Consider the following 13815-nt stretch of genomic DNA (forward strand, 5'->3'; position numbering starts at 1 on the left):
TTGAGTTTTACGAGTAGACATTGTTGTCGGGTTGTCCATTTTTGTCTATGGAAAATGAAGCGACTACCCCCAGCACTGTCCTCCCCAAGAGGAGTCTCACGATAATGAGAACATCCCAGTTTTGCTGACATTCTTTGTGGAGGAAACAGTAGAATTTTGTGGACTTGCAAAAGCAGAATGTTTTTGTTCAACATCCCTAGCTGCTAGTAGTCCACTCAGGGCATTGATGACATGAGAGCTTTCTTCTAAAGTGGAGTTGATTTGTTCTGCCAAACAGCTGTGGGCTGTTTTGAATTCATGAATCAGAGTATCGCGATCGCCTTGCATGACGAGTTGCGCCAACCGATTATAAGTATTCGCCAGTCTGCAAATGGCTTGTTGACGTTCTGGTGTAGCAAGCATAATGTCTACTATCAAAGGTGCAGACTGAGCAAATAAGCGGCTGATAAAGCCGATTTCCATACGGAAAACAGGGCTAGAAAAATCTAAGCTGCGGCGAATATCAAGCTCTTCTTGGGCCAAGAAAGTTCCTAAGCTAAACGTCGCAAAGTTGCGGATTGCTTGAATAGCAACCATAATCTCATCGTGTTCTTCCGCACCAGACACAATCAATTTACCACCCTCGTTCGAGATCAGATCCAACAGCCATTGAAAAGCCTCATCTTGACGACCTGAACAAACCACAACATTTTGAGACAAGAACGATTGGACGCCTGGACCAAACATTGGATGCAAGCCCATGACAGGACCACTATGATGCTCAAGCATCGCTTGTAATATTGGAGCTTTAATACTGGCGATATCAGCTAAAGCAGTCTGTGGACCAAGGTATTTAGCAATTTTGCCAATAACCTCTATCGTAGATTCGATAGGAACACACAGTAAGACTAAATCAGCTCCTTTCAAGAGTGACTCTGCTTGTTCCCAATCACTCCGTGCGAGAATACTGACATGGTGACCTGCAGCAGACAACCGAGAATTAAAGAAGCGTCCCATCAAACCACTTCCACCAATAAGAGTGACTCGTCGTGGCTCGACTTTAGCTGGAAGTGAAGATCCAGTGCCAACTGCAGCAGCACAACCTGTGACAATGTTTTTCCAAATCGACTCTGGAACATCAGCCTGAGCGAGGGACAATGTAACATTAGCAAATTGTTCCTCTAGACAAATGTGTTCTAATTCACCTAAGACTTCTATTCTTTTGCCTAGTAGATGAATAAGTTGTTGATCTATTTCTTGCAGTTTGTGTTGAAACATCATACGAAATCCTAAGTTTACAGAGACGACAGGTATCCTGTCTGTTTTAACAAGAAAGAATAAAGATATAAGGAGTCAGAATGAGCGCATGAATTCTGTGTGACTGGAGTGTTAGTACTGCAGTTCTTGTTTATCACGTCTAGGCGACTGCTGTCCAGGCTTTTAGCCTATGGGAAAAACAAGAGCATTGAATGATAAGTTCACAGCACTAACGCCAAATCTGGACGTAACTGAGCAGCACGACGCAGATAAACACAGCGTAATGCATTCTGGGGTAGAGGGGTGTTGAGGTGAATAAGCACTCGAATACACTTCTCGAGGCTACCAACAACCTGCATTTGCTGCACGTCTAGCAGAAGAACTTGCTCCCAACCTGGACGACGACGCGCGACTGTTGCTGGAAATATCGCATCTAAGTCAGGAGTTGCAGAAAAGATAACACTGACGATTTCAGTAGGATTTAAAAGATTGTTTGTTTCTAAGGCGTCCAATAACTCATCTACAGCTTCAGCAATTGCTTCTTTTGTATTTTGACTAACTGTAGTTGCACCTCGGAGTGCGCGCACCCGCCAGACTTCTGGTGTTTGTGATACGTTAGTCTGTTGGTATGTGTGTGTAGCAAATGTGAGTTTATCCATATTGATTTGATAGTTGAATTGATTTGATAGTTGATATGTTAATAACTTTTGGTGTTTTTTGAGAATAGGCGCTGCTCCATATTGTGTTAACAGTTAAGTATCATGTTTGTGTTTGTTCTAGGCACAGAAATTGCCATCTGTATACAACACCAAGTTTTGATAATTTCATGCAGTATGAAAATCTGATTAAGCACCTTTGAAGCGTTGTTATATGGTGTAGATGCTATGACTAAAAAGAAGGCAAGTATTTCAATTTGTGCAGAATAATAACCGGATTCAGGGAACTACTATCGCTGCCGAGTCAGTCAAAATTCGCTGATTCAAAAAGCTTACATGATAAACTTTGCGTTAATTTGGAATGTAAGCTTTATTTGGACCGTAGTGTACGAATAAATATCTTGAGTGTGGGTGCATCTGGGTGCTTTTTTAGAATTCTCTAATAGCTACAACTTCAAGTAGGTGTTTTCCTGATTTATTTGCCAAATATATATTCTTTTTAGATTCTTTTTAGAAAAGAGATGCACCCTTGAAATTAAGCATCTCTTTTCAATGGAGTCAAAAGTTTCCCCACTCAAAATCAGCTTTACACAGATAGTGTTTGTCGGCGCTGGCGACGACGGAAGATCAACCAAGCGCCCACTCCCAACAACGCAGACACTGATGCTGGCTCAGGAACCTTCTCTATCTGGGTTCGGATAGTTCCTGTAAACAGCCGGTTACCTATTGAATTAGGAAAGTTTACATTTGGGTAGATATTAATTGTTGCGGTACTTGGAACAGTAGTTGGTAGCTCTCTGGATCCACCAAACGTCCCTATTGGGTAACTAAAATAACTCAATAACGCGTACTCGGACTGTGGTTCCCGTTGAGAAGCGCGTACCTCCAAAAGAAAATCGTCGGTTTCTGGTGCTGTAATACCACTACCTTGGCGTACTAAAAAAACAACCGCATTAGCAGTTGTACCCTGGAAAACACCTTGGTCGCCTAAATCAATTTTGTATTCCCGGACTGCGTCGTAATATATAGTAGAGGTGGGTGAATCCTGAGTACCTTCAGTAGAATCATCGTAGACAACGTAACCGTTAACTCCCTCGCCCTCAAAACTGTATTTAAACAGGGCAGCTTGAGCGGAATCTACACCGAAAGTTCCTAACGTCAGAAATGCTGCGGCGCTAGTTACAGCAGCTAGTGATAATTTTTGCAACAAAGCCATTTGAGTTATCTCTAAAAAAGTGGATTGGAGACTTGAGGTTGTGTTTGTCGGCGCTGACGACGGAAGAAAAACAAAGTGCTTACTCCTAACAAAGCAAACACAGTTCCTGGCTCAGGGATTTTCTCAAGTCGGGTGTAGACAGTTCCTTCAAATACCAATTCGCCGATTGTGTTAGGAAAATCTAGGTATGGATAGACTTGAAGTGTTGCAGTACTTGGAACACTAGTCGGTAGATCCGTAGATCCTCCAAATGTTCCTTTTGGATAGACAAAATAACTGACTAAAGTATACTCAGATGTTGGCTGCCGATCAGGACCACGAACTTCTAATTCAAACTCATCGGCTTCAGGTGCTGGAATACCATCTTCATTGCGTGGCAAAAAAACAATTGAGGTTCCTTTTGTTCCCTGATAAACGCCTTTATCGCCTAAGTCAATTTTGTAATCAACAACATTATCAACATAGGCTTCAACGTTCCGGTTTTCGCTTAAACCCGTCACCGCATCGTCGTAGATAATGTAACCATTTGCTCCTTCACCCTCAAAACTGTATTTAAATAAGGCAGCTTGAGCAGGAGATGTGCTAACTGTTCCTACTGCAAGAAATGCAGCAGCACCAGTCACAACAGCCATTGATAACTTTTTCAACAAAGCCATTACTTTTCAACAAAGCCATTACAAGGTTTTTCTTAATAACATTGAGTTTGCAAATCAAGTGAATCAGTTCAGGAAACCTGAACAATCTGTCACTGCTCATGAGTGACAGATTAAGGTTATTGCATTTGTCAATATACCTAAAGATTGAAAAATTTGCTAAAAACCGTAGCAGAAAACATAGTTTTTGGGTTAGTGATTGCGTAATGTTTGTACTCATCATTCACTTTTCTGCTGCTCAAACAGTACAAAGCTTAGTTTTATACCTAGTTTTTGACTTCTTTTTCAACATATTTTCTAATTGACAAAAGCAATATTATTTTGATACGTCACGAATGGTCACTGATTATGAATGCTTTGAATAGAGATCAAAGCAATTCAGAAAAAATTATTTGCTACAAGTTTGAATTGAGACTTGCAGTGGTGTTTGTTGGCGCTGACGACGACGCAAGAGGAACAAAGCACTGACTCCGAACAATGCAGACACTGATGCTGGTTCCGGGATCTTCTCAAGCCGGGTTTGCACAGTTCCTGTAAATAATGTTTCACCTCTATTTGTAGCCGTCGCATTTGGTTGGACTTCCAGGCGTGCAGTGCTTGGTACACTAGTCGGTAGCTTAGTAGAACCGCCGAATGAATCCTTTGGGTAATAAAAATCAGCCAAGAAAGTGTAGTTGGACTGTGGCTGTCGATCAGGACCAAAAATCTGCAATTCCAAAACGTCAGATTCTTGTTCAGGAGGAATACTTGAGCTTATATCCGAGCGAGCAAAGAAAACATTAGCCGCACCGGTGCTTCCCTGAAAAACGCCCTTCTCGCCTAGGTCAACTTTATACTCAACAACTGCGTCAGGATAAAGGTTGAAGGTGGTGTCTGATGCTGCGGCGTAATCTGGATTTGAGGGAGTTTCCGTTTCATAGATAAAGTAACCGCTTGCTCCTTCACCTTCAAAGCTGTATTTGAACAGGGCGGCTTGAGCAGGATCACTCATCAAGGTTCCTAGTACTACACAAGCCGCGCTGGTTACAGCAGTCATCGATAGTTTTTTCAACAGTGCCATTTGAGTTATGTCTACAAAATGATTGTTTGCAAAATTTTTAGTGACTGAGAGTCGGCTAAGTTGAAATCCTAGCTGTTCTCTTGAGGTACTGCTGATTTGCGCTGACGACGATAGAGGATGAACAAAGCTCCCCCTACTACCAAAAATGCCAGCGATGATGCTGGCTCAGGAATCTTCTCTACTCGGACAGATACAGTTCCGTCAAAAGCTGCGTCTCCCGTTGAATTCGGAAAGTCCCAGTATGGGTAAGCTCTTGCTCTTACCGTGCTGGGAAAACTTGTTGGTTGAGTATTCGCATCACCACTGGGAAAGGTTCCTTCTGGGTAACTAAAGCGAACTGATAATCCGTATTGTCCATCACGCAGAGCTTTCGGTATGTAAAAGATAAAGTCGTCTTCATTGTTACCGTCATAGCCAATATTTCCAGGGCGTGAAATAAAAACAACAGTTCTTGCCTCATCGCTGATCTGGCTCTGTGTTCCCCTCTTTCCTGTCTCCGTAATTTCTCCTGTATCTCCTTGAAAAGTCACAGAGTACTCTGTAACAGAGCCATCATAATCACGAAGATAATCAGTGTTGAGAGGTTGGTATCCGACTGTATCAGTGTCATAGATAAAGTATCCGCTTGCTCCTTCACCCTCAAAGCTGTATTTAAACAGGGCAGCTTGGGCTGGATTGCTGCCAAGCGTTCCTAGCGATAAAAATGCAGCGACGCTGGTAGCAGCTGCCATCGATAGTTTTTTCAACAGAGCCATTTCAGTTATCTCCACAAACACTACAAACAGATTATTGGCTGATAATCGTTGCTGATACTGCATTTTCTGCTTAAATCAGCTTGATATTTGTAACTCTTATTATGTCATTTTCTGTAACCTTTATTACCTTCAAAAAAGGAAATCAAGGTAAAAGCGAAGAACTGCGAAAAACTAAGGATTTAATGACCTAAGACTCGAATTCTTCGCTGTGATCACCAATTCGATTTATGAATGTTACAAACTCTCCTCTTCTTTTTATTTCGCTGCAACCAGAGGAAACTGCGTAGATAAGGAATTGTAAATGTGACAACAATAAAGCGAAATGGTATCTCTGAAAAAATGGTACGATTTCTATGCACAAGCCTTTGAAAAAATTCAAAAGACTTCACAAATCGCTTTAGTCTTCTTCAAGAATTAGTTCACCTATGCCATTGCCTCTGCTGGTTGAGAGTAGTACTCTTCAGATAAAACCGTATCTAGTGTTATTGCTGGGGTAATATCTTCGTTGACTGGGACTAATTTTAATTCAGGTTGAGTCATCAGACGCAAACCTTCAAAATCTGGTAGGTATCCAAATACCCCTCTCCACAACTGCAAGAACACTGCTTGATGCTTTGGATCTAATTCCGCAGCAACTTTAGCTGTACCTGCCAATTCTTCGGCAACCATCAGTCGAACACCTTGCTCTGCTTTGGTTAAGAGTTCCACCATATGTTCTGCCACAAGATCACGGATATGGGGTTGAGCTGTCTGTAAGTCTTCTACTTCAGCAATAAAGCGCCTAGGTCCAGCGGAGGGATCGGCATCCATGTCCATATCCTCAGGTTTGGTGGTAATATGGTAGAAAGAAGATACAAAGATCAACAAAGTCAAGTAGTGGAATCGGTGAGTTTGATCATAGAAAGAATAAGCTTTTTCCTCTGTGACTTCATTTCGCAGTATGCTTCCTATACAAGCTGCAGACAAAATACCGCTGAAAAATGCCAAATGCACTCCAGTAGAGAGCAGTGGATCTAGAAAACATGCGGCATCTCCTAACATGAAGTAGCCAGGACCAGCAAACTTCTCAGCAGAGTAGGAGTAGTCTTGTTCAACCTTGACTGGTGAGACTAATTCTGCTGTTGACACCAAATCGGTGACGTACGGGGTGTCAGCTATTCCCTCGGCATAAATTTCTTCCAAGCTTGCTTGCGATTTCCTTTGCTTGTAAATTTCCTTGTTCATGACTAAACCAGTGCTCAAGGTACCGTCACTCAAGGGAATTGCCCAAATCCACCCAGAACCATCATTAGTACGAGCACTGACAGTGGCATTTTCAGGCCAGATTTTGGAAAAGTCTGCATTCTTCCAATATCCCCAAATCGCTATGTTTTGGAATTCCTTATGATAGCGTCGGTTATGCAAGTATTGTGTTGACATCAAACCATATCGGCCTGATGCATCAACTAAAAAGTTGAAGGAAATCTCTCCAGAATTATCTACAGAAGACCAAGTAGCACTGGTTGGTCGATCGCCATCAAAAGATAGCTTGCGAATCTCGATTCCTTCAAAAAATTTAACTCCAAGACTTGTGGCGTGATCTAAAAGCAACCTGTCAAATTCACCGCGACGAACCTGGAAAGTGTACTTATCAAGTAGTCTTTGAAACTCAAGTCCCCACTGCCGAGGTCCCCACACAAAGTATGCTCCCTCTTTTTGCTGGAACCCATAAGATTCTACTTTCTCTCTCACACCCAATAGATCGAACATTTCCAAAGCTGCGGGCAATAAGGATTCGCCGATATGGTAACGGGGTGTGATTGCCTTCTCGACTAAAGTGACATCAAACCCTTGGCGGGCAAGGAGAGTAGCCGCAGTAGATCCAGCAGGCCCGCCTCCGACAACTAGGACTTGTGTAGAACTAGGTAGTTGTGTAGACATGATTGTTTTCCTCAATAGAATACAGCTTTGTGAATGAATTTTGGTAAAAACTGATTATTTTAAGAACACCTCGGTCTTAGTTGCGCTGTTTTAAAACTTTCACAGCTATTACCGAAGTTTGGTGTCAGGGTGGATTCACTTATTCCAAAGACAACTCTCTAGAAAAGAGTTTTAATAGGTGGCATCCGTGCCCTTATCTGTATTATCTTCATAAAAAAACTCTTTTAGAGTCTAAATAATAGGGAACAAAACTTTTTTGTGCTACTCGTTAAGTAAAGGTTAGGAGCAAGGGATTAGAACATCCCCAGTTCCTAATCTCCAAACACCTAGCTAACGAGGAATGAGAATTTTATTCTCCTGTTGAGAAATACTAATTGAGGGAGCAGGAGCAGATCCGAGTGCAACGTCACCCCAGCGCATTACACTAGCACCTGCATTAGATGATGAACCCATTGTGTAGACAAGAACCACATCGTTTTCCTTGATTTTGCCTGCGTGTGCAGCGTGGTAAAGATTAGCAACAGGGAACGTCGGCCCAATGTTGGCATACAAAGGATTGATATTGATTGTCTGCTCTGAGTCGATGCCTAATGCACGGGTGCAAACTCTTGAATACCAAGCACTAGGTGTATTGAAAACAAAAAAGTCGATATCACCCAAAGTTAGACCAGCATCAGCGATCGCCCCATGACAGCACAGACGAATAAACTTCACTGTCGTCTCGTTGAACATCTTGCTTACACCTTTACCGCCCCGGATGAACATCTTGACATTGCCTTGCTCATCGGTCGTGAATTCATTGTAGAAAGCACCACAGGTGACGGCGGTATTCGCTATTTTGGTACCGAGAATTCCTTGATCCTCTTTAAGCCTACTTACCACAAATGCTCCTGCACCATCGCCTGATAAAAATGCGAGAGTATCATTTTCGTCGGTATAGCGAGAGTAAGTCGTAGAAATGACCACCAGCACATTACGGTACTGTCTTGTTTGCACTAATGCACAAGCACTCTGGAGCGAAACCAATGCAGAAGTGCAGGTTGATTCAATATTCCATGCTGCACCTTGCAGCCCTAGTTTACCAGCTAAGAAAGCGGCATTGCCTGGTGTGACTTGCTCTGGAAACAAGGAGGTGACAAGCATAAGGTCAATGTCATCGGGGGAAAGCTTTGCCGCCTCAAGAGCATCGATAGCTGCACCATACTCCAGCGATAGCGAGGTTTCATCAGGAGCGACGACTCGCCGTTCAACAGTACCCCGGAAGGGGTCTGACATATACGGCGCTACCTCTTGTGACCAGATGTCATCGTCGTTGTGAATTGTGGAGTTGTCAGGCACAAACAACTTTGCTAAAGTTTTTTGCTCAGCTCGGGCTATCAACTCTGGGTAATTTTCTCTGTAGTAATCGTTGGTGCGAATGATGCTGGGAAACTTAACTGAGATTGCACGAATACCTGCTGGACATAATTTCATGATTATTCTCCTTTTGATTCTAAAATGGCACCTTGTTTGATCAAACTCCGAATACGACCTCCAATTGGTGCAGGTCGGGAGGAGTCAATGGTCACATCAACAACAAATGGAACTGTTGATGACATTGCTTTTTTTAACGCTAGTTCTAGGTCTAACTCTGTTTCCACACGCACACCATCCGCTCCCATAGCTTTGGCGTACATGGCAAAATCTGCAGTTGGGATCGTCGTATCCACACCTTTGAATCCCTGCAACGACATCCCTTGGGCGCACATATTGTAGCGTCCATCGTTCAGTATAATCCACACAGCGGGAACCTGAAATCTTACAGCTGTACTGATTTCATTGTTCATCAGCATTGCTCCGTCCCCAACAATGGCGACGACTTTGCTATTTCGTGCCAACGCAGCACCTACAACCCCGGTGACAGCATGACCCATAGCCCCGACACCAGTACTGATACGGTAACGACCTGGTTGAGTAAATCGCAGCAAATTTGTTGCCCAAGCAAAGGAATTACCCGCCTCAGCCATGACTAGAGCATCGCTTTGTTCAACAATGAACTGTTGAATCGCATTCATCAGTGCATCAGGTCGCACTAAGCCATGTGTGTGTGGAGCGATCGCATTGCTTTCAGGATGAGGCAATGTTGATGTCGGTGACCAATTCAAGCGCTTTGGCAACTGTTTGAGCAGGTTTGTCAAAAACAATTTGACTTCAGAGTGGATAGAGAAAGTTGGTACTGATGGATAAGCCACTCCTGGGACTTCCGGATCGATATCCACATGAACAAACCCACTAGCAGGAACCATCAACGGATTCCAGAATGAAGTCGGCTCACCCAGGCGTGTTCCTAAGACTAGGATGCGCTGCGGACGTTTTTCCTGCATATATTTCAAAACAGATTCATGTCCACTAAAGCCTGTGACACCGATATACTGGGGATGATTCTCTGGAAAGATGCCTTTACCACGGGGTGATGTCATCACCGCTGCGCCTGTTTTCTCAGCCAACTCAAGGATTTCCTGTGCAGCGTGTCGCGCACCAAAGCCAACCCAAATCGCAAAGGATTCTTCTGAGAACAACCGCACACATTCGGCGATCGCTTCTTCACCAGCAGTTGGTACAGAATAAGAAAACTCTGGCTGTGAAAATTGTGCTTTGAGTGGCGTCATCTGAAGAGGGGTTGGGATACTAATATGGGCGACAAAACCCCCTGGTTGTGCTAACCCAAGAGCAAGTCTGCGAGAAATTTCTGGGATTTCATCGCCAGATTCTACAGTCGTTGCATAATTGAACAGTGGACCTGAGGTAAAAATACCTGAAATTGGCATCGTGTGAGCACTTGTTTCCTGACAAGCCCAACGACCGCGATTTCCAGAAGGAGTTGCAGCGGACAAAAGAATGACCTTTGCTCCATCTCCTCGTGCGGCGAAAAGCCCAGTGATTACGTTTGTAATGCCAGGTCCTGTAGTCGTGAACACCACGACAGGACGACCACTTGCAAAATGAGCTTCGCAAGCTGCAAAAGCCGCTCCTGATTCATGGCGAAAATGAACGACTTCAATTGAACTGCGATCCAATGTTGCCCAAAGTGGCCCGATACCTCCCCCAGAGATACCAAAAGCATGGCGCACTCCGAGATTTTCGAGAACTTTGACCACAGCTTCTCCAACTGTCTGTTGTGGTGCTTCTAACTGGCTAGACTGTTGATGAGTGGATGGTGAGGAATCTGTAGGCGGCGAGAAAATAGAAGAACCAGCAGAATACTCAACTGAGGTATAGTTGGATTTGGTATTAGTAGGACTCATAGAAAAACCTCTTTTTTTTCTGAAGTTATTAATCAGTTAGTGACAGTAGCTAAGTGCGGTGTTGATTCTGTTCGTAAAACTCGCTTCAGGACTTTACCTGTTGGGTTCTTAGGAAGTGAATCCACGAAGTCAATGATGCGGGGGACTTTGTAAGTTGCCATCCTCAAAGAACAGAATTCAATGATTTGTTCTTCTGTGAGTGCGTGACCAGCCTTAAGTACGATGTTTGCCTTGACTCTCTCTCCTTTCAAATCATCAGGTACGCCATAGACTGCACATTCAGCAACTGCGGAATGTTGATAGATAACATTTTCTACTTCACTTGGATAGACCTTAAATCCAGAAACGTTGACCATATCTTTTTTGCGATCAACGATATAGAAAAAGCCATCTTCGTCCACGCGACCGATGTCGCCAGTATGAAACCAACCATTTTTAATCACTTCAGCAGTTTCAAATGGGCGATTCCAATAACCAAGCATGACGTTTGGTCCCTTAATGACTATCTCACCCGACTCGCCAGGTTGTACTTGATGACCATAATCATCAACAATTTTCATTTCCACGTTTTCAATCGGAGTTCCAATGGAACCAACTTTATATTTCAGGTCATGGTTGTAACAAGCACATGGTGATGTTTCCGTCAAACCATACCCTTCATGAATGACTTTTCCGTATTTATCTAGCCATTTCTGTGCAATTTCAGCGGGCATGGGTGCTGCTGCTGAGAAATAATAACGCAAGCTTTGAAGATTTTCAAAAGAGATGTCTGTATTCAGCAGTTCTATAAAAATTGTCGGAACACCAAAGAACATTGTGACCTGATGGGTGCTGATAGCCTCAAGAACCTGCTCAAGCTTAAACCTGCGTTGCATGATAATGGTGGCGCAGACGTTGAGTCCAGCGTTGAGAATAGCGTTTTGACCAAAGCAGTGAAACAGTGGTAGAGAAAGCAGCAATCGGTCATCTGGTTGCATTCCACAGCAACGATTATGGGAATACATATTGGAAACGATGTTACCGTGAGAAAGGGTAGCTCCTTTTGGGAAACCAGTTGTTCCTGATGTATAAACAATGCTAGCAGGAGCGTGGCGATCCATTTCCACAGCATGTGCTTCCTCTGAAGCACTTTCCATAACTTGTGCTAAAGTTATTCCCTTATTTGCTTGACCTTCTGCAATCAAAATGTGTTGCAGTTCGTATAAGTCTGCCTCTAGCACCTGTTCGCTTTGCAACTCTGTTGTGATGATGGCTTTAGCTGCACAATCATTGAGAATGTAGCTAACTTCAGCGCTTTTAAGCATCACGTTGACTGAGACAGCAACAGCACCAATTTTGAGAATTCCAAGATAAGAAATAATGAATTCTGGGATGTTTGGCAAAAACAAGGCTACGCGATCGCCTTTGTTAATTCCCAATCCCCGTAAACCATTTGCTACACGATTGGTTAGCTGGTTAAGCTGTTTGTAAGTAAAAGACTTATTCTCAAAAATCAGAGCTGTTTTGTCAGGAAATAACAGATGACCTCGTTCTATGTGATGTGCGATGTTCATAATCAAAAAGATTCTTTTCGTTTAATGATATTTACTTACTTCGACGACAAGTTAATGAGTTATTAATGCCTTTTGAGTATTTTGTTGATTCATTTGACCAAGGTCTACTCTTGGCTCTAATGTCATCAGGATGCCGTGGCGTGTTTGCAAAGTGAGTAGTGGAGCTCTCTCAACTGGGTATTCAGGCACCAGGTTCAGACGAAACTGTTGAGATACCATTGCAACAACTAACTGAATTTCAGTCAAAGCAAAGATATCGCCTAAGCACTGACGTGAGCCGCCGCCGAATGGAAAGTAAGCATACCGTGGACGATTAGCAGATTGTTCTGGCGAGAAGCGTTCAGGATCAAACCCTTCGGGGTTATCCCAGAAAGCCGGTAGGCGATGCGTTACAAATGGACTCAGTAAGAGCATTGAGCCAGCTGGGATATGATAACCGCCGATCACGTCGTCTTTCAAGTTATTGCGGGCGTAGACCCAAGCACCTGGGTAAAGCCGCATTGCTTCCTGGACAATCATTTTGGTATATTTTAGATTGGGCAAATCTTCAAAAGTTGGAGTTCGCCCATCGAGTACCGTAGAAAGTTCCTTTTGCAATTGCCTCTCTACACTGGGATACTTAGAAAGCAAGTACCAAATCCAGCTTAGCACTGCGCCAGAGGTCTCAAACCCAGCAGAGAATAGTCCTACTATTTGGTCATGCAATTGCTGATCGCTCAAACCCTCGCCTGACTCATCGCGGCTACTCATCAACATTGAGAGTATGTCATTAGGAGCATCGTTACCTTGCTGGCGTTCTTGGATGATCCGATTAGCGGTTGTGCGTAGTGTGTTTATTGCTTGTAAAAACTGACGGTTTTTCGGTGTGGGGAAGCTGATAGGTGGTTTGAAGACAGCCCACAGGCGATCGCTCAGGAACTTATATATAGTATTCCATGCTTGAATCAGTTCGGTGGTGTCGCTGCTGGTGTCGATACTCAATGTCGTCTTCAGAAGCATCTTCTGCGTCAGCAAAAGCATTTCGTCATATGCATCAAGTGTTGCACCGCGCTCCATTTGGTGCCAGCGCTCTAGCATCTGGGCGATGGTTGCAGTCATGTCATTGACCATCGCTGCAATTTGCTGGCGGTGAAAACTCGGCTGCATCAGGCGACGCTGGCGACGCCATGAGTCACCCTCGCTAATCACCAAGCCTTCACCGATGACCAGCTTCATTTCTTGAAAATTTTCACCTTTTGTGTAGTTCTGAGGATTTTCTTGCAGAACATGCTTCACACAATCTGGGTGAGCGATGAGGTAAAGTTGTTGCGGACCGATTGCTCCCAAGTGGACAACATCACCATACTCACGCGCAGCATTGGTCAGGAATTGCAACGGATTTGATGCCATTTGCAGAAAACAGCCAATAATAGGGAGACCGCGCGGACCTGGGGGAGCTTTGTAGATGTTTGCAGATATATTGTTTTTAACCATTATACTTTG

The 13815-nt window shown here is 43.6% G+C and carries 11 protein-coding genes; all 11 read right to left on the minus strand.

The genetic code is table 11. The annotated features are described in order from the left end of the window. Positions 1-96: 96 nt before the first annotated feature. The gene (gene tyrA, locus DP117_RS24060) at positions 97-1260 is read right to left on the minus strand and encodes a bifunctional chorismate mutase/prephenate dehydrogenase (RefSeq protein WP_248277798.1); all 1164 of its coding nucleotides are present in this window, start codon (positions 1258-1260) and stop codon (positions 97-99) included. A gap of 197 nt (positions 1261-1457) precedes the next feature. Then, the gene (gene aroH, locus DP117_RS24065; protein ID WP_169220762.1) at positions 1458-1895 is read right to left on the minus strand and encodes a chorismate mutase; all 438 of its coding nucleotides are present in this window, start codon (positions 1893-1895) and stop codon (positions 1458-1460) included. A 583-nt stretch (positions 1896-2478) separates the two neighbouring features. Beyond that, positions 2479-3108 (minus strand): PEP-CTERM sorting domain-containing protein, encoded by a 630-nt coding sequence (locus DP117_RS24070; protein ID WP_169220763.1) that lies wholly within the window; start codon positions 3106-3108, stop codon positions 2479-2481. Between the two features lie 11 nt (positions 3109-3119). Then, the gene (locus DP117_RS24075) at positions 3120-3764 is read right to left on the minus strand and encodes a PEP-CTERM sorting domain-containing protein (protein WP_169220764.1); all 645 of its coding nucleotides are present in this window, start codon (positions 3762-3764) and stop codon (positions 3120-3122) included. Positions 3765-4149: 385 nt separating this feature from the next. Further along, a complete protein-coding gene (locus DP117_RS24080; protein WP_169220765.1) occupies positions 4150-4821 on the minus strand; it encodes a PEP-CTERM sorting domain-containing protein in 672 nt (223 codons plus the stop codon). Between the two features lie 68 nt (positions 4822-4889). Continuing rightward, on the minus strand, positions 4890-5639 hold the full coding sequence (locus tag DP117_RS24085; RefSeq protein ID WP_169220766.1) for a PEP-CTERM sorting domain-containing protein: 750 nt from the start codon (positions 5637-5639) through the stop codon (positions 4890-4892). A gap of 360 nt (positions 5640-5999) precedes the next feature. Beyond that, positions 6000-7496 carry an NAD(P)/FAD-dependent oxidoreductase gene (locus DP117_RS24090; RefSeq protein WP_169220767.1) on the minus strand — a complete coding sequence of 499 codons (1497 nt, stop codon included), beginning with the start codon at positions 7494-7496 and terminating at the stop codon, positions 6000-6002. A gap of 330 nt (positions 7497-7826) precedes the next feature. Beyond that, complete coding sequence (locus DP117_RS24095) at positions 7827-8969, minus strand: 3-oxoacyl-ACP synthase III family protein (RefSeq protein WP_169220768.1); 1143 nt, start codon at positions 8967-8969, stop codon at positions 7827-7829. Between the two features lie 2 nt (positions 8970-8971). Beyond that, a complete protein-coding gene (locus DP117_RS24100; protein ID WP_169220769.1) occupies positions 8972-10780 on the minus strand; it encodes a ScyA-related TPP-binding enzyme in 1809 nt (602 codons plus the stop codon). Positions 10781-10812: 32 nt separating this feature from the next. Beyond that, the gene (locus DP117_RS24105) at positions 10813-12333 is read right to left on the minus strand and encodes a long-chain fatty acid--CoA ligase (RefSeq protein WP_169220770.1); all 1521 of its coding nucleotides are present in this window, start codon (positions 12331-12333) and stop codon (positions 10813-10815) included. Positions 12334-12384: 51 nt separating this feature from the next. Beyond that, on the minus strand, positions 12385-13806 hold the full coding sequence (locus DP117_RS24110) for a cytochrome P450 (protein ID WP_169220771.1): 1422 nt from the start codon (positions 13804-13806) through the stop codon (positions 12385-12387). Between the last annotated feature and the right edge of the window lie 9 nt (positions 13807-13815).

Origin of the sequence: Brasilonema sp. UFV-L1, assembly GCF_012912105.1 — a bacterium.
GTDB lineage: Bacteria > Cyanobacteriota > Cyanobacteriia > Cyanobacteriales > Nostocaceae > Brasilonema.